Source organism: Nocardioides jejuensis, assembly GCF_004337475.1.
Lineage (GTDB): Bacteria > Actinomycetota > Actinomycetes > Propionibacteriales > Nocardioidaceae > Nocardioides > Nocardioides jejuensis.
On record NZ_SJZJ01000021.1, the window covers coordinates 1 to 24,689 of the forward strand.

The window sequence follows — 24,689 nt, forward strand, 5'->3', positions numbered from 1 at the left end:
GCCCACCGTTTCGCGGTGGGCGCCCTTCGCGCTTGTCAGGGGGCGATCAGGCGGTCGTGGTGGGCCGGCCCGTGATCGCGAAGTAGGTCGACTTCAGGCCGAACCAGCTGCGGAAGGTGTCGCCGTAGACCGTGTAGGTCCGGCCCTTCGTGCCGATGAAGGTGATCTTCGAGACGTGGTGGTTGTCATTCATCAGCACCGTCGCCTTGGCGATGTCGCCGATGCCGGTCTTCTTCTCGATGTCCGCGACGTTGACGGCCACGGTCCACGAGTGGTGGCTGTTGGCCGACGTGCCGTCGGGGTAGCGCACGTCGTCGTACGGGTCGGACTTCGAGGACAGGTAGGGCATCGAGGCGTCCCCGGCACTGGTCCATCCGCCGCTGCTCGCGGAGAACTGGGTGAAGGCTGGCTTGCCGCCATACGACAGGATGACGCCCTTGGTCGCGTCGATCGCGTTGTTGCTGTTGGGCCACTCGGCGTCGTAGCCGCCGTAGACCTGGCACGAGCTGGTGTCGCAGATGTCGTAGTAGGCGGCCAGCGGGTGCTGCAGCTCGTACGCCGCATAGGTGCGCGCCGCGACGGCCTGTGCGCTGACCGCGTTGACGTTCCACGACGCCGGCATCTCCGAGGGCACGACGCCGCGCAGGTAGTCCTCGAGGCTCAGCTGGTTGATGGTGTCGCGGTCCGTCGAGGTCGCGCTCGGGCGCGATGAGTAGAGCCGGCCGCGGTACTGGCGGCTGCCCGCGTCGTAGAAGAGCCGCATCGGCTCGCCCTGGGCGGTGAACGCGGCGTCCCCGGCCAACGTGAGCCAGGTGGTCCAGGTCGTGCCGATCAGGTAGGCCACGGCCGTCTGCCCACCCGCGGCGGGCGTCAGCCGCCACCGGGTCGCGCCGTTGCGCGGGAGGCTGCGGAACGTGCCGGTGGCGACGTCGAGGACCTGGAGCTTGGAGCGAGCCTCGATCACGACGTCGGCGGAGGTATCGGCGGAGATCTTCACGCGGATCGTCTGCGCGAACGTCGCCTGCTTCGTCCCCGGGTAGTAGAAGGCCACGATCTGCTGCCAGGTGAGCGGCGTCTTGCCGCGCGTCCCCCAGTTGCCCGTGGCGGCACCCTGCGCGCCGTACTGCGACATGCCGTGGCCGTGGCCGTAGCCGTGACCGGACAGGGTCACCTTGCCGGTCGCCGGCATCGTGTACGTCGTCGTACTCGCGGAGGCAGGAGACGCTTCCAGCCCGGAGAGGACGAGGACGCTGGAGAGGATGGCCGTGGTCAGACCGAAGGCACCGCGGCGCATGGGGAAACTCCGTGACTCGTGTGACTGTTGGGAAGCATGAGGTCCCAGCATGCGCAGGCGAAACGCCCGATTCAAGGTCTACCGGCGAACTACAGATATGGAATTCACCACGTTGCGCTCAGGCGCGGTGCAGCCTGCGCGCCGCCTCGGCGACCGAACCCGACAGCGACGGGTAGACCGTGAAGACGTGCGCCAGCTGGTCGGCGGTGATCCGCTCGGTGACGGCCACCGCGATCGGGTGGATCAGCTCGCTCGCGTGCGGACCGACCACCACTCCCCCGAGCACACGGCCCGAGCCGGGGCTGATCAGCAGCTTCACGAAGCCCTCCTTGACCTCCTGCATCTTGGCGCGGGAGTTGCTCGCGAGCGGCTGGAGCACGACCTCGGCGTAGGCCTTGCCGTCGTCGACGGTCTGCTGGCTGACGCCGACCGTGGCGATCTCGGGCGAGGTGAAGACGTTGGACGCGACGACGCCGAGGTCGAGCGGGCTCACCGCGTCACCAAGCACGTGCCACATCGCGATCCGGCCCTGCATCGCGGCCACGGAGGCGAGCATGAAGACACCGGTGCAGTCGCCCGCGGCGTACACACCGCGAGCGGTGGTGCGCGAGACCCGGTCGACCTTGATGAAGCCGCCCTCGTCGAGCTCCACGCCGGCCTCGGTCAGGCCGAGGTCGCGGGTGTTGGGGATCGACCCGAGGGCCAGGAGGCAGTGCGAGCCGGTGACCGTGCGGCCGTCCTCGAGCTCGACCGTGACGGTGTCGCCGTCGCGGGTCACGGACTTCATCCGGGACCGGCCGAGGACCTCCATGCCCCGTCGCTTGAAGACGTCCTCGAGCACCTGCGCGGCGTCGGCGTCCTCGCCGGGCAGCACGCGGTCGCGGCTGGAGACGAGCGTGACGTCCACTCCGATGCCGTTGTAGGCGCTGGCGAACTCCGCACCGGTCACGCCCGAGCCGACCACGATCAACTTCGTCGGGATCTCGTCGAGGTCGTAGACCTGCTCCCAGGTGAGGATGCGCTCGCCGTCGGGCTGCGCGCTCGCCAGGGTGCGCGGGGCAGCGCCGGTCGCGATCAGCACCGCGTCCGCGTCGTACGACGTCTCGGTGCCGTCCGGTGCTGTCGCGATGACACGGGACGGACCGTCGAGGCGACCGTGACCCTTGACCACCGTGATGCCGGCCTTCGCCAGCCCGGCGGCGATGTCGGCCGACTGGTCGGCGGCGAGCTGCTTCACGCGCGCGTTGACGCGGGCCAGGTCCACGCCAATCGCCGCGGCGGCGTCGCCCTGGTGGTCCTTGAGGAAGATGCCGAGCTCGCCGGCGACCTCGACCTGGTTCATCACGTCGGCGGTGGCAATGAGGGTCTTCGAGGGCACGCAGTCGGTGAGCACCGCAGAGCCACCGATGCCGTCGCTGTCGACGACGGTCACCTCTGCGCCCAGCTGGGCGGCGACCAGCGCCGACTCGTATCCACCCGGACCGCCACCGATGATCACCACGCGCGTCATGGGTGCATCCTGCCAGCCCCGGGCCGGTGGCGCCGCAGGCGGGACTGCCGGCGCTCGAGACGGATCCGCCCGTCAGCCGACGGCCGTGGCCACCACATCCAGCTCGTGCCCGGACCCGTCGGCAACCGCCGTCCTTCGAGCGCGGCCCACCAGTGCGACGGAGCCGTCGTACGCAGCACCGTGCGGCCGTCGCCGTCGACCTCTGCCCCGACGATGTCGGCGCCTGCCGCCACGAAGCCTGCCGCTGTGATCACACAGGGAATTGGCTCTCGTTGGCTCCGTGCCTTCAGCTCCCAGCGAGCCAGCGGCGCGATGGGCCAGCTGCGGGACAGCAGCTCCTGCGGGCTCCACGACGCCCTCGGATCCAGCCCTCGGCCGACGCGGAGTATGAGCATCCCGCGTCGGCCCTGCGCCGGGGCGATGCCGACCGAAGCCAGGACGGCCGCCGCCGCACGACCCGAGAGCAAGGGCCCGGTCGCGGGGTTGAGGTCGTGTCCGTCGGCTGCAGGAGACATGCGGTGAGCCTGTCCTGATCTGCCGGACCGCGCATCCGGGGTGGCTGTCGCCTGTGGACGCCCGGCGAGATCGGTGACGCGTTGCGCGCGGGCCAGGCCACCACTGAGCGAGGGTATCCCCCTGTGCTGTGTTTATGAGGTCAGTTGGTGACCTCATAAACACAGCAGACCAGGAACGGTCCCCCACCGCCGACGCGGACCCGCGCCCCCGGTCAGGGCCGCCAGCGGGAGAAGCGGCGCTCCAGGGCCACCAGGCCGTAGTTCACCGCCAGACCGAGGACGGACGTCGTGAGGATCGCGGCGTACATCTTCGGGATCAGCATGTTGTTGTTGGAGTAGGTGATCAGGAAGCCGAGGCCCGCATTGGCACCGACCAGCTCGGCCGCGATCAGCACCAGGATCGCCGCCGCTCCGGAGATCCGGATGCCGGTGAAGATCGTCGGCACCGCGGCCGGGAAGACCACCTTGCGGAATGTTGCGATCGGCGAAAGGCCCAGCACCTTCGCCGATCGCAACAGCTGGGGGTCGACCGTCGCCACGCCGGAGATCGTGCTGAGCAGGATCGGGAAGAAGCAGGCGTAGGTGATGATCGCGATCTTCGACGCCTCGCCGATGCCGAGCAGCAGCGTGAAGACCGGGAGGAGCGCGAGGGCCGCGGTGTTGCGGAAGACCTCCAGGACCGGCTGGAAGAACTCGCGCACGGGGCGGTACCAGGCGATGGCCGCACCGATCGGGATCGCCAGGACAGTCGCGAGGACGAAGCCGACGCCGGACCGGACCAGGCTGGCCTGCAGGTGCCGCCAGAGCTCACCGCTCGCGATCAGGTCCCACCACGCGCCGAGCACCACGTGCAGCGGCGGGATGAAGTAGGCGTCGAGCAGGCCGAGCTGCGGCAGCACCTCCCACAACAAGGCCACCGTCAGCACTCCGGCGACACCGCGGGCGAGCGTCACCGCACGCTTGCGACCGGGTGAGACGCCGCGCGCCCGGAGGGCCGCCTCCTGGCGCGGGTTGGGCCGCGCCTCGGTGCGTTCGTCGAGCAGGCTGGTCGTCCTGAAGCTAGGCGACATGCGCGTCCTCCTTCCGGTGCGCCGGGCTGGGCCGTCCAGGGGCATGCTCCTCGCGCAGCAGCGTCCACACCTCGTGCCGGTACGCCGCGAACTCGGCCGTCGCGCGCACGTCCCGGTCCCCTGCGCCGGAACGGTCGAGATCGATGTCGACGATCGCCTTGATCCGGCCAGGCCGGTTGCTCATCACCGCGACGCGCTGGCCGAGGAAGACGGCCTCGTCGATGTCGTGGGTGATGAAGACGACCGTGGTGCCCGTGCGCTGCCAGATCGTGACGAGCTCCTCCTGGAGGCGCTCCCGGGTCTGGGCGTCGAGGGCGCCGTACGGCTCGTCCATCAACAGCACCTCCGGCTGGTAGGAGAGGCTGCGCGCGATCGCGACGCGCTGCTTCATGCCGCCGGAGAGCTCGTGCGGATAGCGCCCCGCGAACTCCGTCAGCCCGACCAGCTCGAGGTACGTCCTCGCCCGCTCCTGGCGCTGCGCCTTCGACAGGCCGCCCTTCGCCTCGAGCGCGAACTCGATGTTGGCCTGGGCGGTCCGCCACGGGAGCAGCGTGTACTGCTGGAAGACCACGGACCGGTCGAGACCGGGGCCCGTGATCGGGGTGCCGTCGATCGTGATGCTGCCCGAGGTGGGCTTCGCGAGCCCCGCGATCAGGTCGAGCACCGTGGACTTGCCGCACCCGGACGGACCCACGACGGTGAGGAACTCCCCCGCCGCGATGTCGAGGTCGAGCCCCTCCAGGGCGACGAACTCGCGCAGCTGCCGGTCGTCGTTGCCGCGGACCAGGAAGGTCTGGCCCACGCCACGCAGCTCGATACGGGAACTCATGGCCGGCCCCTCACGCGTTCGGGTTGAACTCGTTGGTGAACACGTCGGACGGCTTGATCTTCGACGGGTCCACGTCACCGCGCGTGCCGAGCCAGTCGAGCCAGATCGAGATGTCCTTGTCCGCGATCACGCCGCCCTTGCTGGAGACGCCGGTGCTGCCGTTCCAGTTCTTGTCGACGGCCTCGACCTGGTCGCCGTAGCCGTTGTCGGTGAGCCACGTGTCGTAGATCTTCAGGACGTCGGCCCGGTCGTGCGACTCGATGTAGTCGATCGCGTAGGCGACACCGGCAACGAGGGTCTTGTCGGCCTTCTTCTCCTTCTTGATCCAGTCGGTGCGCAGGGACAGGCCGCCGCCGTTGTAGTAGCCGACGACGTCGCTGTCCTTGACGATCGTGTCGATCGGGACGGCCTCGCCGATCGGCTTCAGCTGCCCCACTCCGACGTACGCCGCGTCGACCTGGCCGTTCTTGAGGGCCTGGGCGGTGTTGAGCGGCGGCAGCGGGACGAGGGTGACCTTCTTGATCTGGGCCTGGGTCAGACCGCCCTTGGCGAACCAGGTGTCGAGCACGGCCTCGGCGTTGGCACCGAGGGTGTTGACCGCGACCTTCTTGCCGATGAACGAGTGCGGGTCCTTGGTCAGGCCCGAGCCCTTCTTGGCGACGATCGCCGCTCCGGTCTTCGCGTTGGTGCCGTAGGAGGAGACGACCGCCTTGATCGGCACGCCGGTCGCCACCGTCTGGGCGATCGCGCCGTAGAACGCCGATGCCGAGATGTCGACCTGGTTGCTGGCCAGCGCCCGCAGCGACTCGGGGCCGCCCTGGACGTCGCCGACCTTCTTCAGCTGGATGCCGGGCAGCTTGCCCAGGGCGTCGGCGAGCTGCAGCGGGTCCACGGATCCGGGCGCGCTCTGGTAGCGGACGACGGTCTTGCCATCGGCGGTGGTCGCATCAGCCGCACCGCAGGCCGTGAGCCCACCGAGCAGCGCGGCTGCGGCGGCAGAACCGGCCAGCAGGCGTCGGGCGGAGGCGGTCGTGGTGGTGCTCATGGGTGGTTCCTCTCGGGGTTTCTCGGGTGTGGGGTGACGCTGATGGAGCGGGTGGAACAGATCAGGAGGCGTCGGCAGCGGCCGACTGCTCGGCGTACTGGCTGACGGGGCGGTCCAGGCCGTAGTGCTCGCGGAGCGTCGAGCCGGTGTACTCGGTGCGGAAGAGGCCGCGCTCCTGCAGGATCGGCACGACCTTCGAGGTGAAGGCGTCGAGGTGCTGCGGGTAGAGCGGCGGCAGCACGTTGAAGCCGTCGGCCGCCCCGCCCTCGAACCACTCCTGGATCGTGTCGGCGATCTGGACCGGCGTACCGTGCACGACGTTGTGACCACGGCCGCCGGCCAGGCGGTGGAGGAGCTGGCGGACCGTCGGACGGTCGCGCTCCACGATGTTCGCGACCACCTGCAGGCGGCTGCGGTTGTTGTCGAGGACGTTGCCGGCGCCGCCGAAGATGTCGGCGGGCACGGGCTCGTCGAGCTCGAGGTGCGACAGCGAGATCCCGGCGATGCCCTCGAGCTGCTTGAGTCCGTACGCCGGCACGGTCAGCCGGTTGAACTCCTCGTAGAGCTCACGCGCTTCGGCCTCGGTGTCGCCGATGAATGGGCTGATGCCGGGCAGCACCTTGACCGACTCGGGGTCGCGACCGAACCCGACCGCCTTGGCCTTGATGTCGGCGTAGAACGCCTGGGCGTCGGCAAGCGTCTGGTGCGCGGTGAAGATCGCCTCGGCGTTGCGGCCGGCGAAGTTGCGCCCGTCGTTGGATGAGCCGGCCTGGACATAGACCGGGCGACCCTGCGGCGTACGCGGGGCGTTGAAGGGGCCCTTGACCGACAGGTGCTTGCCGACGTGGTTGATCGCGTGCACCTTCGCGGTGTCGACGAAGACGCCGCTCGTGCGGTCGACGACCTCCGCGTCGTCCTCCCAGCTGTCCCAGAGCTTCGTGATCACGTCGACGAACTCCTGGGCCCGCTCGTAGCGCGTCGCCGGGTCGGCGGCGCGGTCCTGGCCGAAGTTGGCGGCAGCCTCGTCGCCCTGCGTGGTGACGATGTTCCAGCCGGCGCGACCGCCGGAGATCCGGTCGAGGCTGCCGAAGAGCCGGGCCAGGTTGTACGGCGCGTAGTAGCTCGTGGACGCCGTCGCGATCAGGCCGATCTTCTCGGTGGCGGTGGCGAGCGCGGTGAGCAGCGTGATCGGCTCGAACTGGTTGCTCGGCCGGTGACCGGTCCCCCACCAGACCGGACCGTCGGCCAGGAAGACGGCGTCGAGCTTCGCGGCCTCAGCGCGGCGGGCGAGGTCCTGGTACCAGGTGATGTCGCCGACGCGCTCCGCCCCGCTCTCCGGGTGTCGCCACGAGGCCTCGTGGTGGCCGGTGTCGTGGAGGAAGGCGTTGAGGCTGAGCTGTCGTCCCATGGTTCGCATCCTTCGAATTCATGTATTCCTAGTGGATTACTTGACTTTAATCGAAGGGTCGTCACCTCCAGCAAATCCGGTGACCGGAATGTGGGACGCCGTCTCAGGATCGCGCCTCCGCGGAGGCCCCTAGGATCGATCAGTGACGTCACCTCAGGCCGCTCCCTCGACCGCCTCCGCCTCGCCGGCGCCCCGAGCCCTGCGGATCGCCGCCGTGCCACTGATGCTCGTGGCCGGCGCGATGGTGGCGGTCCAGTCGCAGGTCAACGGACGCCTCGCGACTGCCCTCGGCGACGGACCGCGGGCGGGCATCGGCGCCGCGGTGATCAGCTTCGGCACCGGACTGCTGATCCTTGCGATCGCCACGACCAACTCCCCCGCGCTGCGCTCGAGTGCCGGGGCGCTCGTGGCAGCCGTCCGCGCAAGGACGCTCCGCCCCGTCGAGGTGATCGGCGGACTGATGGGCGCTTTTCTCGTCGCCACGCAGGGGCTCACCGTGGGCACCATCGGCGTCGCCCTCTTCAGCGTCGCCCTCACCGCCGGGCAGTCCGTCAGCGCCCTGGCGGTCGACCACCTCGGCTTCGGCCCCGCCGGCCACCAGCCGCTGTCGGCATCCCGCGCGGTCGCGGCAGCGTTCGCCGTCGCGGCGGTCCTGCTCGGGACCGGCTCACGACTGGCGGACGACGTCTCGGTCCAGCTGATCGCGTTTGCCGCCCTCGCCTTCCTCGCCGGTGCCGGGTCCGCGGTCCAGCAGGCGCTCAACGGCCGCGTCTCTGCACACGTCGGCCCTTGGGTGACCACGCTCAACAACTTCGTCGTCGGCTGGTTCGGGCTGCTCGTCGCGTTCGCGCTCAGCCTGCTCGCGCACGGCCACCTGCGCGGACTGCCGCACACGTGGTGGCTCTACCTCGGCGGCGCGATCGGCATCACGTTCATCTGGCTCGCCGCGGTGCTGGTCCGCGTGCACGGCGTCCTCATCCTGGGCCTGTCGATGATCGCCGGCCAGGTGATCGGCGCGCAGCTGATCCAGGCCGTCGTCGACCACGAGGCTGTCGACACAGCGGGCTACGCCGCCAGCGGCCTGACCGTCGTCGGCGTCGTGATCGCCCTGGGACTGCGACGCAGTCGAGGATGACGAACGGCCGGCCACCCCTGCGGGTGACCGGCCGTCGTACGGGATGAACTCAGGCGCTGAGCCGCGAGGGCTCGGCGCGGAACCGCGACGGGCGACCGTCGATGCCCATCAGGCGCCACAGACGCTTCATCACGGGACCGCGGATGGCGAGCTCGTCGGCGAGCATGCGTACGTCGCCGAACATCTCGCGCAGGAGGCGGCCCGACGGCTCGGAGCTCCACCAGATCTCGCGGGCGACGCTGCGCGGGATGCCCATGTCACGACGTGCCTGACGGCTCGGGACCATGATCACGTCGCACAGGACGCGCATCACGACCGGGAAGAGCGCCGCGAACGCCGTCCGCTGGATCGGGCCCATCTTCGGCAGCTCGTGCTTGAGCCACTCGTGGGCGAAGCTGATGTGGCGGGCCTCCTCGGCGATGTGGATCTGCATGATCCGGTCCACCATCGGGTGGCTGCCACCGTGGCGCATGATCGACTTCTGGAGGTGATCGATCGGCTCCTCACCGGCGAGGATGCCCGTGAAGAAGAGAGCCGGCCACCACGCACCAGCCGAGGAGAGCACCGGGAAGAGGACCTTGAAGTACGCCGGAGCGCCCGCTGCGTCCGCACCGAGGCGGTTCACGCCCTCCTGGAACATCTGGATGTGGTGCGTCTCCTCGGTCACCTCGTGCATCGCGTACCGGAACGCCGGGTCGCCGTTGCGGGCCCAGACGAGATGGTTCATGACGCCGGCGATCAGCAGCTGCTCGAACTGCAGGCCGACCTTGGCGACCTGCGCGTAGCGGTAACGACCGATCTCGATCTGACGCTCCAGCGGCAGGCTCTGGTACCAGGGGTGGGCGCCGATCTCGTCGACCTCACCCAGCACGAAGCACGTGTCATCCGGGTCGACGGCGAACTCCGGCGAGTCCCACGGGATGTCCTTGAACGCCTGGAAGTGCTTGTCGACCGACGCCTCGGAGAGGCGCTGGAGCAGCGCGTGGTACTCGGCGGTGGCGTCAGCCGGCGCAGCAGTGCGGCGCGTGCGCGACTCGAGGGAAGTGACCGTGGCGTCCACATCGACTCCTTGAAGCATCTGCGGCCGGTGTCGGCCGCTCGTTGAGGGATGCAGCGAGGTAACTGCTACACCGTGTAGCAGAAACGTTAGGCCGCCGTAGACCGCCCGATCTACCTTTTGTGAGCGGCGACACGTGAGCCCCGGGTCACTCCCCCACGGGCGCCGTTTGTGTAAGCCCACAACGAGAAGCGCCCGCGTTGGCACCCAGAGACATGGAACCGGACCACGCTCTCCGGGATCGTCGGAGCAGATCCGAACCCCGACCCGGAGGAGCCTCCATGCGCGAAGCGATCGGCGTCTTTGCCCCCCTCGCCCTCGTGATGCTGATTCCCGTCCTGATCCCGCTGGTGGCGATCACGGTGGGCGCGCTGATCGACCGCTTCGCGCCGGCGAAGCCGAGCCCGGTCGAGGCCGCCATCGAGGCGGCCCTCGCCCGCACGCGGGCGAGCCGGGAGACCGCGCGGCTCCACCTCGCGGCTCAGCTGCAGTCGGTCGGCAAGCACACCAAGGGGCTCGACGCGGCCTGAGAAATGCACGAACGGCCGGTCACCCGCGAAGGGTGACCGGCCGTCGTACGTGCTGGATCAGAGGTTGATCATGTGCCCCGCGATGCCGTGGATCGCTTCCTTGACCGACTCGCCGAGCGTCGGGTGCGCGAAGACGTTGCGCCCGACCTCGTCGGCTGTGAGGTCCCACTGCTGCGCGAGGGTGAGGACCGGGAGCAGCTCGGTGACGTCGGGGCCGATCATCGCGGCGCCGAGGATCTCGTTGTGCTCGGCGTCAGCGATCACCTTGACGAAGCCGATGGCCTCGCCGAGGCCCTGGGCCTTGCCGTTGGCAGCGAACGGGAACGTCGAGGTCTTGACGTTGTAGCCCTTGTCCTTGGCCTGCTGCTCGGAGTAGCCGAACGAGCCGATCTGTGGCTGGCAGTACGTCGCGCGCGGGATCATGTCGAAGTTGATCGGCATGGTCTCGACGCCGGCGATGGTCTCCGCGGCGACGATGCCCATGGCCTCGGCGACGTGGGCGAGCATCATCTTGCCGGTGACGTCACCGATGGCGTAGACGCCCTCGACGTTCGTCCGGCCGAACTCGTCGACGGCGATCGCGCCGCGCTCGGTGGTGGCGACGCCGGCGGCCTCGAGGCCGTAGCCGTCGATGCGCGGGGCGAAGCCGAAGGCGGCCAGCATCTTGTCGGCCTTGAGCACGGTCTCCTCGCCACCCGCGGCGGGGGCGATGGTGACCTCGACGCCGTCACCGGTGTCGACGGCCTTCTTGACCGCAGTCGAGGTGAGGATGGTGACGCCGAGCTTCTTGTAGTGCTTGAGGAGCTCCTTGGAGACGTCGGCGTCCTCGGTCGGGACGATCCGGTCCAGGTACTCCACGATCGTCACGTCGACACCGAAGTTCTTCAGCACGTAGGCGAACTCGACACCGATCGCGCCGGAGCCGCCGATGATGATCGACTTCGGGAGGTTCGCGTCGAGGATCTGCTCCTCGTACGTGACGATGTTCTGGCCGTTGGGGTCGACGCCCGGGACCGAGCGGACCTTCGCACCGGCGGCGATGATCAGGTTGTCGCAGGTGTACGCCGTGGTGGTGCCGTCGGCGGCCTTGACGGAGATCGCCTTCGGGCCGGTGAGCGTGCCCCAGCCGTCGATCTCGGTGATCTTGTTCTTCTTCATGAGGAAGTGAACGCCCTTGACGATGCCGGCCGACACCTGGCGCGAGCGCGCGTGGGTCGGGCCGAACGACATCGTGGCGTCGCCCTCGATGCCGTACTTCGCCTTCTCGTGCGTCAGCGTGTGCGACAGCTCGGCGTTCTTCAGCAGGGCCTTGGACGGGATGCAGCCGACGTTGAGGCAGACACCGCCCCAGTACTTCTCTTCCACCACGGCAACGGTCTTGCCGAGCTGGGCGGCGCGGATGGCGGCGACGTAGCCACCGGGGCCGGCACCGAGGACGAGGACATCGAAGTGGGTCACGGGAGCCAGCCTAGTGAGGGGTCCCCGGCTACCGGCAAGTAGGCGGATAGTCTCAGCCCGTGACCCTGTACGCCGCCTACGGGACGAACCTCGATCCGCTCCGCATGGCCGAGCGGTGTCCGCACTCCCCGCTGCGTACGACGGGATGGCTCCAGGGCTGGCGTCTGACGTTCGGTGGCGAGGAGCACGGCTGGGACGGCGCACTCGCCACGATCGTCCAGGACCCGTTCGAGCAGGTCTTCGTGGCGCTCTACGACGTGACGCCCGAGGACGAGAAGAGCCTCGACGGCTGGGAGTCCGCCGACACCGGCCTCTTCCGCAAGACCAAGGTCCGGGTCAACACGCTCACCGGCGACGAGCTGGTCTGGGTCTATGTCCTCGACGCGCACGAGGGCGGGCTGCCGTCCGCGTCGTACATCGGGGTGCTGGCGGACGCGGCGGAGGCTGCGGACGCACCGGACGACTACGTGCGGGCGCTGCGCCGCCGCGCGTGTCGATCAACCGGACTGTGACGGTTGCATCACGGTCTGGTCACCTGGTCCCGCACCGCCCCTGATCCTCACTACCCTCGGGCTCGTGACCGACCCCTTCGACCTCGCCCAGCAGGCCGCTGACCGCATCGCGGAGCTGACCGGCGTGGCCACCCACGACGTGGCCCTGGTGCTCGGCTCGGGCTGGGGCCCGGCCGCCGAGGCGCTCGGCACGCCGCGCATCGAGATCCCGACGACGGACATCCCGGGTTTCCACGCCTCGGCGGTCGCGGGGCATGCCGGCTCGGTCGCGAGTGTCGAGGTCGGCGGGCGCAACGTCCTGCTGTTCCGCGGTCGCACGCACCTCTACGAAGGACACGGCGCCGCGGCGGTGGCCCACCCCGTCCGCGCCGCAGCGGCTGCGGGATGCAGCACGGTCGTGCTGACCAACGGCTGCGGCGGCCTGCGTCCGGAGTGGAAGCCGGGCACCCCGGTCCTGATCAGCGACCACATCAACCTGACCGCCGCCACGGCGCTCGAGGGTCCGACGTTCGTCGACGTCACCGACCTCTACTCCACCCGCCTGCGCGCGATGTGCCGCGAGCTCGACCCGACGCTCGACGAGGGCGTCTACGTCCAGTTCCCCGGCCCGCAGTACGAGACGCCGGCGGAGATCCGGATGGTCGCCGCGATCGGTGGCGATCTGGTCGGCATGAGCACCACCATCGAGGCCGTCGCCGCCCGCCACGTCGGGCTCGAGATCCTCGGCCTCTCGCTGGTCACCAACCACGCCGCCGGCATGACCGGAGAGCCGCTGGACCACAGCGAGGTGCTCGACGCCGGACGGGCCGCGGCCACCCGCATGGGCGAGCTGCTCGCCCGCATCGTCCCCGGTCTTTGACCCCGAGACCCGGGTTTTGGCACGTCGAGACCCGGGTTTTGGCGCGTTGACTCTCGGGTTTCGACGCGCGAAGCACGTGCGAGGATCAGCGCGTGCGCGCCTACGCCTTCGCTTCGACGTGGTGGCTCCCCCACGCGCCCGAACGGGTGCATGCCGTGCTCGCCGACGTCGAGCACTATCCCTCCTGGTGGCCGCAGGTCGTCGGCTGCCTCAAGCTCGGCGAGGACGAAGGCGTCGTGCTGTGCCGCTCGGCGCTCCCCTACACGCTCGAGCTCCGCGTCGCGCTGCTCCGTCGTACGCCGGAGGTCCTGGAGTCGAGCCTCGACGGTGATCTGGACGGCTGGGTCCGCTGGCGGACCGTGCCCGAAGACGGAGGCTGCCGCGTGCACTTCGAGCAGGAGGTGGTCACGCGCAGCCTCCCCCTCAGCATCGCGTCGTACGTCGCCGGGCGCCCTGTGCTCCGGTGGAACCATGCACGCATGATGCGCGGCGCGCGCCTGGGCCTCGCCCGAAGGCTTGCCTCCTAACGATCACGCCACAACCCGGGACTCGACGCGTCAAAACCCGGGTTTCGACGGCTAGCGTGCACGACATGGCTGCCGACCCGACGCTGTCCGACCTCCTCGAGCAGGCCCGCGCCTGGGCCGCGGAGGACCCCGACGACGAGACCCGCGCCGAGCTGCTGGCCGCCGTCGACGCGGTCGCTGGCGGCGCGGATCCCGCCGAGCTGGCCGACGCATTCAGCGGGACGCTGGAGTTCGGCACGGCTGGGCTGCGCGGAGCGCTCGGGGCCGGCCCCAACCGGATGAACCGGGTCGTGGTGACCCGCGCTGCCGCCGGCCTGGCGGCGTACCTGATCGAGCAGGGGGCGACTGCCTCCGACGCCGTGGTGATCGGCTACGACGCCCGCCGCAACTCCGACGTCTTCGCCCGCGACACCGCCGAGGTGATGACCGGGGCCGGCCTCCGTGCCCTCGTGCTGCCCCGCGCGCTGCCCACGCCCGTGCTGGCGTTCGCGATCCGCAAGCTCGGCGCGGTTGCCGGCGTGATGGTCACCGCGAGCCACAACCCGCCCCAGGACAACGGCTACAAGGTCTACCTCGGCGACGGCAGCCAGATCGTGCCGCCGGCGGACGCGCAGATCGCCGCCCATATCGCCGCGGTGGGTGCTCTCGGCGACGTCGCGCGCGGTGACGCCGGCGAGCTGCTCGACGACTCGGTCTACACCGCGTGGCTCGCGGCCACCAGCAGCCTCGTCGACACCTGTGGACCGCGGGCGATCACCACCGTCTACACGCCGCTCCACGGCGTCGGCGGTGACTCGGTACGCCGGGTGCTGCGGCTCGCGGGCTTCCCCGAGCCGCGCGTGGTCGCGACCCAGTTCGAGCCCGACGGCACCTTCCCGACGGTCGCCTTCCCCAACCCCGAGGAGCCCGGCGCGATGGACGCCGCCATGGCCCTCGCCGCCGAGGTCGGCGCGGACCTGGTCGTCGCCAACGATCCCGACGCGGACCGGTGCGCGGTCGCCGTGCCCTGCCCTCCCTCGGACCAGCACAGCCTCGGCTGGCGGATGCTGCGGGGCGACGAGGTGGGCGCACTGCTTGCGGACTTCCTGCTGCGTCGCGGTGTGAAGGGCACCTACGCCAACTCGATCGTCAGCTCGTCGCTCGTCGGCCGGATCGCTGCGGCGTACGGGCAGCCGTTCGAGGAGACGCTGACGGGCTTCAAGTGGATCGCCCGCGTCGAGGGGCTGGCCTTCGGCTACGAGGAGGCGCTCGGCTACTGCGTCGACCCGACCCGCGTGAAGGACAAGGACGGTGTCTCGGCACTGATCCGTCTGGTCGAGCTGGCCGCCCTGGAGAAGGCCGCCGGGCGCTCCCTGCTCGACCGTCTCGACGACATCGCCGCCGCTCACGGCCTGCACGCCACCGACCAGCTGTCGGTGCGCGTCACCGACCTCGCGATCATCGGCGAGGCGATGGCGCGGCTGCGGACCACTCCCCCGACCGCGCTCGGCGGGTTCGCGGTGGAGTCGGCGCAGGACCTCGCCGAGGGCGTCGACGGGCTGCCGCCGACGGACGGGCTGCGCTACCGCCTCGCAGAGGGCGGCCGGGTGATCGTCCGCCCGAGCGGCACGGAGCCGAAGCTCAAGTGTTACCTCGAGGTCGTCGTGCCGGTCGCAACCGACCAGCCCGTCACCGAAGCGGTCGGCGCTGCGCGGATCGCTGCGGCCGGGCGGCTCGACGCCGTACGCGAGGACCTGAGCGCGGCGCTCGGCCTCTGAGCCGGGTCAGGCGCGACGCAGCTTCTTGCACCAGGCCGGAGCGACCAGGAACGCCTCGGCCCGCAGCGCCGCCACACCCACGCGCGGCAGGTCCGAGGACGAGCGGTAGCAGAGGTACCGCGGCTCCCAGTCCGGGTGGTACTTCGCGTTGGCACGGTAGAGCGACTCGATCTGCCAGAACTTCGACGCCGCCAGCAGCACCGAGCGCCACAGCCGGAGCACCGGCCCCGCTCCGAGCCGCTCACCGCGCGCGAAGACCGAGCGGAAGACGGCGAAGTTGAGCGACACCCGACGTACGCCGAGGTCGGCGGCGGACGCCATCAGGCCCGCGACCATCGCCTCGATGACGCCGTTCTCGCTGGCCCGGTCGCGGCGCATCAGGTCGAGCGACAGACCGTCGCGGCCCCACGGCACGAAGTGCAGCAGGCCGACCAGCTCGCCCTCGCCGTCGCGCGCGAGCACGACGACCGTCTCGGGGTCGCGCTCCTGACCGAACCGGCCGAGCGCCATGGAGAAGCCGCGCTCGACCTCGCCGTCGCGCCAGGCATCGGCGCGGTGGCGGATGTCGTCGATCTCGGTGGCCGTCAGGTCCGCGACGCGGTGGGCGGTGACGGAGATGCCGCCGCGGGTGCACCGCGACACCGCCTGCCGTACGCCGCGCATCGAGCGACCGTCGAGCGTGAAGGTCGTGGCGTTGACGATCGCCTCGTCGCCGAGCTCGAGCACGTCGAGCCCCGCGCGGTGGAACGCCGTGCCGCCCGGCTCCGACGCACCGAGCACCGCGGGAGCCCAGCCGTAGGCCTTCGCCTCGGCCAGCCAGGCCTCGATCGCGCCGGGCCAGGCCTCGGGGTCACCGACGGGGTCCCCGGCGGCGAGCGAGACCGTGCCGATGACGCGGTAGGTCAGTGCCGCCTTGCCGCTCGCGGAGAAGATCACGCAGCGGTCGTCACGGGTCGCGAAGTAGCCGAGCGAGTCGTCGCCGCCCCAGCGGTCGAGCAGGGCGCGCAGCCGTGCGGTCTCCTCGGCGTCGGCGGTGTGCGGACCACCAGCGGGCTCGAGCGCGACCAGGAGCGCGACGATCAGGACCGCGGCGCCGAGCACCACGAGACCGACCGCGGCGTGGTCGGCGTCAGCGGAGCTGGTGAACTGCATGGGGCCGGCGATGCCGACCAGGCCGAGCGCCGCCTGCACGAGGCGGTCGACCCACGTCGTACCGGCTGCGTGGCCGTCGTTGTCGACGGTGAGCCAGAGGAAGCCCAGCACCGTCGCGACGACAGGTCCGAGCAGGATGACGCGGACCAGGCGTCCGCCGGAGCGCGGGTCGGGCTTCGCCGTGAACTCGCCGCGCACGGCGACCAGGTAGCCCGCGAGGAGGAGGCACATCAGCGCCTCCTCGACGTCGAGGCCCTTGACCACGTGTGCGCCGACGGCCAGGACGGCCGAGACGAGCGCGACGATCCACGCGCGGTGCTTGCCGCGCCGCAGGGCGCCGGCCAGGAGGATCAGCAACATGCCGATCGCCGCAGCGCCTGTCGTGGCGGCCGCGGGGAACGCGTCGGGGACGACCTCGTCGATCAGGTGGAGGCGGTCGCGCATCGACGGGAGCAGGGCGCTCGCCAGCGTGACGACACCGATCACCCAGACCACGCGTGCCACCCAACGGGGCTGGCGCAGGGTCTGCCACATAGCGACCTCCAGGAGCGAGCCCCATCGGACGAAAGGGGCAACCGGCGGGCAGCCTATGCTGGCCCGGTGAGCAACCTCGACGCGCGCGCCGTAGCCAAGATGATCGACCACACGCTGCTGAAGCCGGAGACCACGAGGGCCGACATCGAGGCGCTCATCACCGAGGCCCTCGACCTCGGCACCTACTCCGTGTGCGTGTCGCCGTCGATGCTGCCGATCCCCGTCCCGGACAACGCCGACCTCAAGGTCGCCGCTGTCTGTGGCTTCCCCAGCGGCAAGCACGATTCCACCGTCAAGGCCGTCGAAGCCGCGCAGGCGATCCGTGACGGAGCGGACGAGATCGACATGGTCATCGACATCGGTGCCGCGAAGGAGGGCCGCTACGACTACGTGCAGTCCGACATCGCCGCCGTCCGCGCAGCCGCCCCGTCGCCGGCCGTGCTCAAGGTGATCATCGAGTCGGCCGCGCTCAACGACGACGAGATCGTCGCCTGCTGCATCGCCGCCGTCGACGCGGGTGCCGACTTCGTCAAGACGTCCACCGGATTCCACCCCGCAGGTGGCGCCACGGTCGAGGCCGTGCGGCTGATGAAGGAGACCGTCGGCGACCGCGCCGAGGTGAAGGCCTCCGGCGGCGTCCGCACGTTCGAGCAGGCCGAGGCGATGATCGCCGCCGGTGCCACGCGCCTCGGTGTCTCCGGCAGCCGCGCACTTCTCGAGGGCACCACGCCGAGCGGCTCGTACTGATTCCCTGCCCGGTGTCGAGCCGCTAGGTTCGGAGCGAGGGCGCGGTGGAGACCGCGCCGCAGCGACGAGGAGGTCCCATGCGCGTCTTCAGCACCCTGGACGAGGTGGCCGCTGCCGCCGGCAGCGAGCTCGGCACGAGCGAGTGGGTCACGATCGACCAGGAGCGCGTCAACAAGTTCGCCGACGCGACCGGAGACCACCAGTGGATCCATGTCGACGTCGACCGTGCCAAGACCGGCCCGTTCGGCGGCACGATCGCGCACGGCTACCTGACGCTCTCGCTGATCCCGTGGCTCGGCTCCCAGATCTTCAAGCTCGCCACCCCCGGCGCCAAGCTCAACTACGGCCTCAACAAGGTGCGCTTCGCCGCGCCCGTGCCGGTTGGCTCCGAGATCCGTCTCAGCGTGAAGCTCGGCGACGTCGAGACGACGGGCACCGGCCTGCGTGCGACGTTCCAGCACACGATCGAGATCGAGGGCGGCGACAAGCCCGCCTGCGTCGCGGAGACCGTTGTCCTGCTGATGGCGTGACGCCCGCGCGTCCAGATCTTCACCCAGGTGAGGGCCTGGACGCCCCCACCGCATCCGGACCGTGCATGTCCTCGCCCCGGTGAAGATCTGGACGGGCCGGGCGGCCCGAGCCCTGTGGATGAGCGGAGGCGCGGGCGCCTCGGGTGCGCGACGCTCCCTCCATGGCAACGGACGACGCGCACGAGGATGTGCTCGACACACGAGTCCCCTTCACGCGCGCGGCGGGGCTGAAGGCGGGCCTGTCCGACCGTCAGCTGAGGTCGTCTCGTTTCGCGCGGATCCTTGATGGCATCTACGTCGACGCAAGCGTTGCACTGTCCGCCGCCGTCATGATTCAGGCTCTTCACCTCATCGCGCCCGCCGGCGCCTTCGCCAGCCACGCGAGCGCAGCGCGCTGGCTTGGGTGCCCGTTGCCAGCGCTCCCTGACGAGCACATCACGGTCCCGACCCGCTCCGCGCGGTTCCGGCGTTCCGGCGTCCGTTGCCATGTGGCTCGCGGCGGCGAGACCTTCCACAAGGCCGCCATCGGACACGTCGCCACCGCAGCGCAGACCTTCGTCGACCTGGCCTCGCAGCTGGCTCTGGTCGACCTCGTCATCGTCGGCGACTGGCTGGTCCGCAAGCGGCACGTCGATCTGGACGCGCTGCGGACGCACTGCGCTGAGTCACGGTCCCCCAACGCCAGAGCGGCTCGGCTTGCTGCGGCGTACGTCCGGAGCGGTGTCGACTCGCCGATGGAGACCCGGCTGCGCATGCTCATCGTCCTGGCCGGCCTGCCCGAACCTGTGGTGAACCTGACCATCCGCGACGTCGATGGCACGCCGGTGCGCAAGTACGACCTGAGCTGGCCGAGCATCCGGCTGATCGTCGAGTACGACGGGAAGCACCACGTGGAGCGGATCGAGCAATGGGAGAAGGACCTGGCTCGCCGCGAGGCGATCGAGGACGACGACTGGCGCATCCTCGTGGTGACCTCCGCGGGAATCTTCGACGTGCCGGAGGAGACCGTCGCTCGCATCCACGCGCAGCTTCGTCGCCGACGCATGCCCGGCACGCCGCCGCGTCCGAAGCCGACCTGGCGCGCCCACTTCCCGGCCAAGGCGACACTGTGAAGCGCACAGGTCTTCACCCGGGCGAAAATCTGCTCGCCCGCATCGCTCAAAGGGCCGCACAACTCTTCACCGCGGTGAACACCTGCTCAGGCTCTCCTGATCAGCCGGCGTAGCCCGGCTTGATCACGTTGTTGATGAGCGCGAGCCGCTCGTCGAACGGCAGGAACGCCGACTTCATCGCGTTGACGGTGAACTTGCCGAGGTCGGCGCGCGTGTAGCCGAACGCCTCGACCAACAGCGCCATCTCCTGCGTCATCGAGGTGGCCGACATCAGCCGGTTGTCGGTGTTGATCGTGACCCGGAACCCGAGCTCGGCCAGCCGGCCGAAGGGGTGCTCGGCGATCGACGCGGCCGCGCCGGTCTGCACGTTGGAGGTCGGGCAGATCTCGAGCGGGATCCGACGGTCGCGGACGTACGCCGCGAGCGTGCCCAAGTGGGCGCTGTCACCCTCGAAGGAAATGTCCTCGACGATCCGGACGCCGTGGCCCAGCCGGTCGGCGCCGCACGGGTGCACGGCCTCCCAGATCGACGGCGGGCCGAACGCCTCGCCCGCGTGGATCGAGATCCGCATGTTCTGCTCGGCGAGGTACTCGAAGGCGTCGAGGAACCGGGTCGGCGGGAAGCCGTCCTCCGGGCCCGCGATGTCGAAGCCACAGACGCCGCGGTCGCGCCAGGCGACGGCCAGCTTCGCGACCTCGATGCCGCGGGCGGCCTGCCGCATCGCGGTCAGCAGCTGGCGTACGACGATCGGGCGACCGGCAGCAGCCGCAGCCGCGACCGCCTCGTCGATCCCCTCCTGCACAGCGGCGACGACCTGGTCCATCGTCAGCCCGCGCTCGACGAAGAGCTCGCAGGCATAGCGCAGCTCGGCGTAGACGACGCCGTCAGCGACGAGGTCCTCGACCGCCTCGCGGGCGATGCGGCGCAGGTGCTCCGGGGTCTGCATCACCGCGATCGTGTGGACGAAGCCCTCGAGGTAACGGACCAGCGAGCCCGACGTCGCGTTGTCGCGGAACCACTCACCCAGCGCGACCGGGTCGGTCGTCGGCAGCGCGTGCCCGATCTCGGCGGCGATCTCGACGATCGTGGCCGGGCGCAGACCGCCATCGAGGTGGTCGTGCAGGACCACCTTCGGCAGGGTGCGGATCTCCTCGGCGGTGAGCGCGGCGGCAGAAGGGGCCATCAGCTGATCCTGTCCAGGAGAAGCGGCGTCGCCGTGAACGGCGTACCCGCGGGGGCGATGTCGTAGCCACCGTCGAGCGAGGCCAGCGCGCGGTCGAAGCGGTCCGGCTCGTCGGTCAGCAGCGTGAAAAGGGGCTGGCCGGCGGTGACCGTGTCGCCTGGCCGCGCGTGCCAGACGACGCCGGCGCCAGCCTGCACCGGGTCCTCCTTGCGGGCCCGGCCCGCGCCGAGGCGCCAGGCCGCGAGGCCGACGGCCATCGCATCGAGCCGGGTCAGCACGCCACTCGAGGGAGCAGCGACGACGTGCGACTCCCGGGCCACCGGGAGCGCCGCGTCCGGGTCTCCACCCTGCGCCGCGATCATCCGGCGCCAGGCGTCCATCGCCTTGCCCGAGGCCAGTACGTCGGCGGGATCAACGTCGTCGCGCCCGGCCCCGCGCAGCATCTCCCGGGCGAGCTCGACCGTGAGCGATACGACGTCCGCAGGACCGCCGCCGGCGAGCACCTCGACCGACTCGGTCACCTCGATCGCGTTGCCCGCGGTGAGGCCGAGCGGCGTGGACATGTCGGTGAGCAGCGCGACGGTGTGGACGCCGGCGTCGGTGCCCAGGTCGACCATCGTGCGGGCCAGCTCCTGGGCGTCAGGCAGCGACTTCATGAAGGCACCCGTGCCGACCTTCACGTCGAGCACCAGCGAGCCGGTGCCCTCGGCGATCTTCTTGCTCATGATCGAGGAGGCGATGAGCGGGATCGCCTCGACGGTGCCGGTGACGTCGCGCAGCGCGTAGAGCTTCTTGTCGGCCGGCGCGAGACCGTCACCGGCCGCACAGATCACGGCTCCGACGTCGCGGAGCTGCGCGAACATCTCCTCGTTGGACAACGCCGCGCGCCACCCCGGGATCGCCTCGAGCTTGTCGAGGGTGCCGCCGGTGTGGCCGAGGCCCCGACCAGAGAGCTGCGGGACGGCGACCCCGCACGCGGCGACCAGCGGCGCGAGGGGCAGCGTGATCTTGTCACCGACGCCGCCGGTCGAGTGCTTGTCGGCCGTCGGCACCGGGAGCGCGGAGAAGGACATCCGCTCCCCCGACGCGATCATCGCGGCGGTCCACCGGGAGATCTCGGGACGGGTCATGCCGTTGAGCAAGATCGCCATCGCGAGCGACGACATCTGCTCGTCGGCGACCTCGCCGCGCGTGTAGGCGTCGATCACCCAGTCGATCTGGCTGTCACTGAGGACGCCACCGCCGCGCTTGGCGATGATCACCTCGACGGCGTCATGGGCGGTCATCGGGTCTCCAGGTCAATCGGGCCGAACGCGTCCGGCAACAGGTCATCCATCCGTCGTACGCCGGAGGTGGTGAGCACCTGCAGCGTCGCGCCGCCGTGCTCGAAGAGAAGCTGGCGGCACCGGCCGCACGGCATCAGCAACGCGCCGCTGCGGTCGACACAGACGAAGTGCGTGAGCCGCCCGCCACCGCTCGCGTGCAGCGCCGAGACGAGCCCGCACTCCGCGCAGAGCGTCACGCCGTACGAGGCGTTCTCGACGTTGCAGCCGGTCACGACGCGGCCGTCGTCGACGAGCGCAGCAGCACCCACCGCGAAGTTCGAGTACGGCGCGTAGGCGCGCGCCATCACCTCGGTCGCAGCGGCGGTCAGGGCATCCCAGTCCGCCATCAGCCCGCCGATCCCTTGCGATACGGCTGACCGTCAGCCGCCGGCATCCGCAGGCTCTGCGACGCGACGGAGAGCACCAGCAGCGTGACGAGGTACGGCGTCATGCCGCCGAGGTCGTCCGGGATCGTGTCAGTCAGCAGGAACCACAGCAGGAACGCCAGACCGATCACGCCGTTGGTGATCGCACCGCGGATGTTGCGCTGCCACAGCCGCCACAACGTCAGCAGCACGAGGCCGATGGCGAGCAGCAACAGCAGCGCGTGCAGCGAGGAGGCACTGCGCAGGCGGAGGGCGTCGGCGTACCCGAAGAGGGCGGAGGCGCCGAGCGCACCGAAGGGGTTCCAGTTGCCGAAGATCATCGCCGCGAGACCGATGTAGCCGCGCCCCTGCGTCTGTCCCACCGTGAACGTCGACGACGCGACGGTCGACAGGTACGCACCGCCGAGACCAGCCAGGCCGCCGGAGACCAGCACGGCGATGTACTTGTAGCGCAGGACGCTGACGCCGAGGGACTCGGCAGCCGCAGGGTTCTCGCCGCAGGAGCGCAGCCGCAGCCCGAACGTCGTACGCCGCAGCAGCCACCAGCTCAGCGCGGCCAGCCCGATCACCATCAGCGACACGTACGAGATGTGGCTGACCAGCGAGCCCAGCAGGCCGGCGAGATCCGACAGCAGGAACCAGTGCTTCGCGTTGAGATCGCTGAGCCAGCCGTCGAGTCCCCCGATGTTGAGGGTCGGTAGCGAGTACAGGCCGGACAGGTTGCGGGGGCCGCCGTTGGGCGTGATGTTGCTGAAGAACGTCTTGGACAGGAACTCCACGGCGCCCGCCGCAATGATGTTGACCGCGACACCGGAGACGATCTGGTCGACCCCGAAGGTGATCGTCGCGACCGCGTGCAGCAGGCCGCCGATCATGCCGAGCAGGATGCCGCCGGCGAGGCCCGCCCACGGGCCGTAGTACCAGTTGAAGTACGCCGCGCCCCAGGTGCCGAGCAGCATCTGGCCCTCGAGCCCGATGTTGACCACACCGGCCCGCTCGGACCAGACGCCGCCGAGCGCCGCCAGGGCGATCGGACAGGTCGACAGGATGGCGGCGGTGAAGGTCGTGGTGGCCGTCAGCGGCGCCGAGTCGGTCACCAGCCGCACGAACGGCACGACCACCAGGCCGGACACGATCAGCACCCACATCAGGGGCGACAGACCGAGGACCCGTCGGCCACCGGCGGCGGCCTGCAGGACCTTGGTGGGACTCGTCGTGGTCATGCCGCCACCGCCTCGGGGACGGCCGCAGCGACCGCCTTCTGCTCGGACCTGGCCCGGTAGCGCTGGACCAGCTCGTACGCCACCACCACCGCGAGGACGCAGATGCCCTGGGTGATCTCGACGATCTGCGGGGCGATGTCGGTGTCGATCTGGAGCGCGTCCGACTGCGAGGTCAACCAGGCGAAGAGCAGGGCGCCGAACGCCATCCCGCCGGCGCGGTTGCGACCCAGCAGGGCGACCGCGAGGCCGGTGAAGCCGAGGCCTCCGGCAAAGCTCGCGTCGGAGTATGTGTGGGCGTGGCCGAAGAGGTCGGGGATCCAGACCAGTCCGGCAACCGCACCCGAGAGCAGCATCGCGACGATCACCATCTTCTTCGCGCTCACGCCGCTGGCGGACGCAGCGGACGGGGACAGGCCGCTGGCCCGCAGGTCGAAGCCGAGGCGGGTGCGGTTGAGCAGCAGCCAGAACCCGACGCCCACGGCCACGGCGAGCAGACCGAGGGTCCAGATCTCGCCACCGTTGACGCCGTACGGCGCCCAGCCGGACACGGTGTTGGACCCGGTCAGCGGCGTCGTGCGGATGTCGTAGCCGGTCTGCTCGCCGTACTTGTTGTGGAAGTGGGTGACGATGATCGGCGCGATCGCGTTGAGCATCAGGGTGGTGATCACCTCGCTCACGCCGCGATAGACCTTCAGCAACGCCGCGATGCCCGCCCACGCCGCACCGACGACCATCGCCAGCAGGGTCGCCACGACGATGTTGAGCGGACCGGGCAGGAACATGCCGCCGGCAAAGACGGCCGCGACGTACGCCGCCAGGCCGTACTGCCCCTCGACGCCGATGTTGAACAGGCCCATCCGGAAGCCGATCGCGGCCGCGACGGCCGCGATGTAGAGCTCGACGCTGAGGTTGACGATGTTGACGATCGTCTGGTGCTGGGCGCCGAGAGCATGACGCTCCAGAAGTCGCCGATGCCGGAGTCACTGCCGGA

24 protein-coding genes are annotated in these 24,689 nt (G+C 70.3%); 9 read left to right on the plus strand and 15 right to left on the minus strand.

The window, feature by feature from the left end; all coding sequences use genetic code 11:
- Positions 1-46 precede the first annotated feature (46 nt).
- From EPD65_RS12130 to EPD65_RS12160, 7 genes are all read right to left on the minus strand, one after another.
- A complete protein-coding gene (locus EPD65_RS12130; RefSeq protein WP_165872993.1) occupies positions 47-1,294 on the minus strand; it encodes a SpoIID/LytB domain-containing protein in 1,248 nt (415 codons plus the stop codon).
- Positions 1,295-1,412: 118 nt separating this feature from the next.
- Positions 1,413-2,804 (minus strand): NAD(P)H-quinone dehydrogenase, encoded by a 1,392-nt coding sequence (locus EPD65_RS12135; protein ID WP_131584491.1) that lies wholly within the window; start codon positions 2,802-2,804, stop codon positions 1,413-1,415.
- A complete protein-coding gene (locus EPD65_RS12140; protein WP_131584492.1) occupies positions 2,801-3,319 on the minus strand; it encodes a hypothetical protein in 519 nt (172 codons plus the stop codon). The genes EPD65_RS12135 and EPD65_RS12140 overlap by 4 nt, the downstream gene beginning before the upstream one ends.
- A gap of 212 nt (positions 3,320-3,531) precedes the next feature.
- Positions 3,532-4,389, minus strand: a complete 858-nt coding sequence (locus tag EPD65_RS12145; protein WP_131584494.1) for an ABC transporter permease — start codon at positions 4,387-4,389, stop codon at positions 3,532-3,534.
- Positions 4,379-5,218, minus strand: a complete 840-nt coding sequence (locus EPD65_RS12150) for an ABC transporter ATP-binding protein (protein WP_131584496.1) — start codon at positions 5,216-5,218, stop codon at positions 4,379-4,381. The genes EPD65_RS12145 and EPD65_RS12150 overlap by 11 nt, the downstream gene beginning before the upstream one ends.
- Before the next feature lie 10 nt (positions 5,219-5,228).
- The gene (locus EPD65_RS12155) at positions 5,229-6,263 is read right to left on the minus strand and encodes an ABC transporter substrate-binding protein (RefSeq protein WP_131584498.1); all 1,035 of its coding nucleotides are present in this window, start codon (positions 6,261-6,263) and stop codon (positions 5,229-5,231) included.
- A gap of 61 nt (positions 6,264-6,324) precedes the next feature.
- A complete protein-coding gene (locus EPD65_RS12160; RefSeq protein ID WP_207891531.1) occupies positions 6,325-7,671 on the minus strand; it encodes an LLM class flavin-dependent oxidoreductase in 1,347 nt (448 codons plus the stop codon).
- A 142-nt stretch (positions 7,672-7,813) separates the two neighbouring features.
- Between EPD65_RS12160 and EPD65_RS12165 the strand changes: the two genes are divergently transcribed.
- Positions 7,814-8,806 (plus strand): DMT family transporter, encoded by a 993-nt coding sequence (locus EPD65_RS12165; RefSeq protein WP_207891532.1) that lies wholly within the window; start codon positions 7,814-7,816, stop codon positions 8,804-8,806.
- Between the two features lie 49 nt (positions 8,807-8,855).
- On the opposite strand, the gene EPD65_RS12170 is transcribed toward EPD65_RS12165, so the two are convergent.
- The gene (locus EPD65_RS12170; RefSeq protein WP_243640566.1) at positions 8,856-9,866 is read right to left on the minus strand and encodes an AurF N-oxygenase family protein; all 1,011 of its coding nucleotides are present in this window, start codon (positions 9,864-9,866) and stop codon (positions 8,856-8,858) included.
- Between the two features lie 278 nt (positions 9,867-10,144).
- On the opposite strand from EPD65_RS12170, the gene EPD65_RS12175 reads away from it, so the two are divergent.
- The gene (locus tag EPD65_RS12175; RefSeq protein WP_131584504.1) at positions 10,145-10,393 is read left to right on the plus strand and encodes a hypothetical protein; all 249 of its coding nucleotides are present in this window, start codon (positions 10,145-10,147) and stop codon (positions 10,391-10,393) included.
- A gap of 57 nt (positions 10,394-10,450) precedes the next feature.
- Here EPD65_RS12175 and lpdA read toward each other — a convergent pair whose 3' ends face one another.
- Positions 10,451-11,851 (minus strand): dihydrolipoyl dehydrogenase, encoded by a 1,401-nt coding sequence (lpdA, locus tag EPD65_RS12180; RefSeq protein ID WP_131584506.1) that lies wholly within the window; start codon positions 11,849-11,851, stop codon positions 10,451-10,453.
- Positions 11,852-11,910: 59 nt separating this feature from the next.
- Here lpdA and EPD65_RS12185 point away from each other — a divergent pair, with 59 nt between their 5' ends.
- From EPD65_RS12185 to EPD65_RS12200, 4 genes are all read left to right on the plus strand, one after another.
- On the plus strand, positions 11,911-12,363 hold the full coding sequence (locus EPD65_RS12185; RefSeq protein ID WP_131584508.1) for a gamma-glutamylcyclotransferase family protein: 453 nt from the start codon (positions 11,911-11,913) through the stop codon (positions 12,361-12,363).
- Between the two features lie 64 nt (positions 12,364-12,427).
- The gene (locus EPD65_RS12190; protein ID WP_131584510.1) at positions 12,428-13,222 is read left to right on the plus strand and encodes a purine-nucleoside phosphorylase; all 795 of its coding nucleotides are present in this window, start codon (positions 12,428-12,430) and stop codon (positions 13,220-13,222) included.
- A gap of 92 nt (positions 13,223-13,314) precedes the next feature.
- The gene (locus EPD65_RS12195; protein ID WP_131584512.1) at positions 13,315-13,749 is read left to right on the plus strand and encodes an SRPBCC family protein; all 435 of its coding nucleotides are present in this window, start codon (positions 13,315-13,317) and stop codon (positions 13,747-13,749) included.
- Between the two features lie 65 nt (positions 13,750-13,814).
- Positions 13,815-15,506, plus strand: a complete 1,692-nt coding sequence (locus tag EPD65_RS12200) for a phospho-sugar mutase (protein ID WP_131584514.1) — start codon at positions 13,815-13,817, stop codon at positions 15,504-15,506.
- Positions 15,507-15,512: 6 nt separating this feature from the next.
- Here EPD65_RS12200 and EPD65_RS12205 read toward each other — a convergent pair whose 3' ends face one another.
- Entirely contained in the window at positions 15,513-17,192 is a 1,680-nt protein-coding gene (locus EPD65_RS12205; protein ID WP_131584516.1) for a phosphatidylglycerol lysyltransferase domain-containing protein, read from the minus strand.
- A 99-nt stretch (positions 17,193-17,291) separates the two neighbouring features.
- Here EPD65_RS12205 and deoC point away from each other — a divergent pair, with 99 nt between their 5' ends.
- The 3 genes from deoC (at position 17,292) to EPD65_RS12220 (ending at position 19,581) form a co-directional block, all read left to right on the plus strand.
- A complete protein-coding gene (gene deoC / locus EPD65_RS12210; protein ID WP_131584598.1) occupies positions 17,292-17,939 on the plus strand; it encodes a deoxyribose-phosphate aldolase in 648 nt (215 codons plus the stop codon).
- Between the two features lie 77 nt (positions 17,940-18,016).
- On the plus strand, positions 18,017-18,469 hold the full coding sequence (locus EPD65_RS12215) for a MaoC family dehydratase (protein WP_131584518.1): 453 nt from the start codon (positions 18,017-18,019) through the stop codon (positions 18,467-18,469).
- A gap of 161 nt (positions 18,470-18,630) precedes the next feature.
- On the plus strand, positions 18,631-19,581 hold the full coding sequence (locus EPD65_RS12220) for an endonuclease domain-containing protein (protein ID WP_131584520.1): 951 nt from the start codon (positions 18,631-18,633) through the stop codon (positions 19,579-19,581).
- 100 nt (positions 19,582-19,681) lie between these two features.
- On the opposite strand, the gene EPD65_RS12225 is transcribed toward EPD65_RS12220, so the two are convergent.
- From EPD65_RS12225 to EPD65_RS12245, 5 genes are read right to left on the minus strand one after another with little or no spacing between them, the layout of a single operon-like run.
- Complete coding sequence (locus EPD65_RS12225; RefSeq protein WP_131584522.1) at positions 19,682-20,764, minus strand: adenosine deaminase; 1,083 nt, start codon at positions 20,762-20,764, stop codon at positions 19,682-19,684.
- Positions 20,764-22,050, minus strand: coding sequence for a thymidine phosphorylase (locus EPD65_RS12230; RefSeq protein ID WP_131584524.1), 1,287 nt, complete (start codon positions 22,048-22,050; stop codon positions 20,764-20,766). Before EPD65_RS12230 ends, EPD65_RS12225 begins: the two co-directional genes overlap by 1 nt.
- Positions 22,047-22,436 carry a cytidine deaminase gene (locus tag EPD65_RS12235; protein ID WP_131584526.1) on the minus strand — a complete coding sequence of 130 codons (390 nt, stop codon included), beginning with the start codon at positions 22,434-22,436 and terminating at the stop codon, positions 22,047-22,049. Before EPD65_RS12235 ends, EPD65_RS12230 begins: the two co-directional genes overlap by 4 nt.
- Entirely contained in the window at positions 22,436-23,698 is a 1,263-nt protein-coding gene (locus EPD65_RS12240; RefSeq protein WP_131584528.1) for an ABC transporter permease, read from the minus strand. Before EPD65_RS12240 ends, EPD65_RS12235 begins: the two co-directional genes overlap by 1 nt.
- On the minus strand, positions 23,695-24,660 hold the full coding sequence (locus EPD65_RS12245) for an ABC transporter permease (protein ID WP_341539061.1): 966 nt from the start codon (positions 24,658-24,660) through the stop codon (positions 23,695-23,697). The genes EPD65_RS12240 and EPD65_RS12245 overlap by 4 nt, the downstream gene beginning before the upstream one ends.
- Between the last annotated feature and the right edge of the window lie 29 nt (positions 24,661-24,689).

Excerpts from the sequence above, each read along its gene's own strand:
- EPD65_RS12145 (WP_131584494.1), bottom strand. The coding sequence starts at position 4,389 with ATGTCGCCTAGCTTCAGGACGACCAGCCTGCTCGACGAACGCACCGAG.
- EPD65_RS12215 (WP_131584518.1), top strand. The coding sequence starts at position 18,017 with ATGCGCGTCTTCAGCACCCTGGACGAGGTGGCCGCTGCCGCCGGCAGC.
- EPD65_RS12225 (WP_131584522.1), bottom strand. The coding sequence starts at position 20,764 with ATGGCCCCTTCTGCCGCCGCGCTCACCGCCGAGGAGATCCGCACCCTG.
- EPD65_RS12140 (WP_131584492.1), bottom strand. The coding sequence starts at position 3,319 with ATGTCTCCTGCAGCCGACGGACACGACCTCAACCCCGCGACCGGGCCC.
- EPD65_RS12130 (WP_165872993.1), bottom strand. The coding sequence starts at position 1,294 with ATGCGCCGCGGTGCCTTCGGTCTGACCACGGCCATCCTCTCCAGCGTC.
- EPD65_RS12220 (WP_131584520.1), top strand. The coding sequence starts at position 18,631 with ATGGCAACGGACGACGCGCACGAGGATGTGCTCGACACACGAGTCCCC.
- EPD65_RS12200 (WP_131584514.1), top strand. The coding sequence starts at position 13,815 with ATGGCTGCCGACCCGACGCTGTCCGACCTCCTCGAGCAGGCCCGCGCC.
- EPD65_RS12205 (WP_131584516.1), bottom strand. The coding sequence starts at position 17,192 with ATGTGGCAGACCCTGCGCCAGCCCCGTTGGGTGGCACGCGTGGTCTGG.
- EPD65_RS12230 (WP_131584524.1), bottom strand. The coding sequence starts at position 22,050 with ATGACCGCCCATGACGCCGTCGAGGTGATCATCGCCAAGCGCGGCGGT.
- EPD65_RS12175 (WP_131584504.1), top strand. The coding sequence starts at position 10,145 with ATGCGCGAAGCGATCGGCGTCTTTGCCCCCCTCGCCCTCGTGATGCTG.
- deoC (WP_131584598.1), top strand. The coding sequence starts at position 17,292 with ATGATCGACCACACGCTGCTGAAGCCGGAGACCACGAGGGCCGACATC.
- EPD65_RS12150 (WP_131584496.1), bottom strand. The coding sequence starts at position 5,218 with ATGAGTTCCCGTATCGAGCTGCGTGGCGTGGGCCAGACCTTCCTGGTC.
- EPD65_RS12240 (WP_131584528.1), bottom strand. The coding sequence starts at position 23,698 with ATGACCACGACGAGTCCCACCAAGGTCCTGCAGGCCGCCGCCGGTGGC.
- EPD65_RS12135 (WP_131584491.1), bottom strand. The coding sequence starts at position 2,804 with ATGACGCGCGTGGTGATCATCGGTGGCGGTCCGGGTGGATACGAGTCG.
- EPD65_RS12235 (WP_131584526.1), bottom strand. The coding sequence starts at position 22,436 with ATGGCGGACTGGGATGCCCTGACCGCCGCTGCGACCGAGGTGATGGCG.
- EPD65_RS12155 (WP_131584498.1), bottom strand. The coding sequence starts at position 6,263 with ATGAGCACCACCACGACCGCCTCCGCCCGACGCCTGCTGGCCGGTTCT.
- EPD65_RS12160 (WP_207891531.1), bottom strand. The coding sequence starts at position 7,671 with ATGGGACGACAGCTCAGCCTCAACGCCTTCCTCCACGACACCGGCCAC.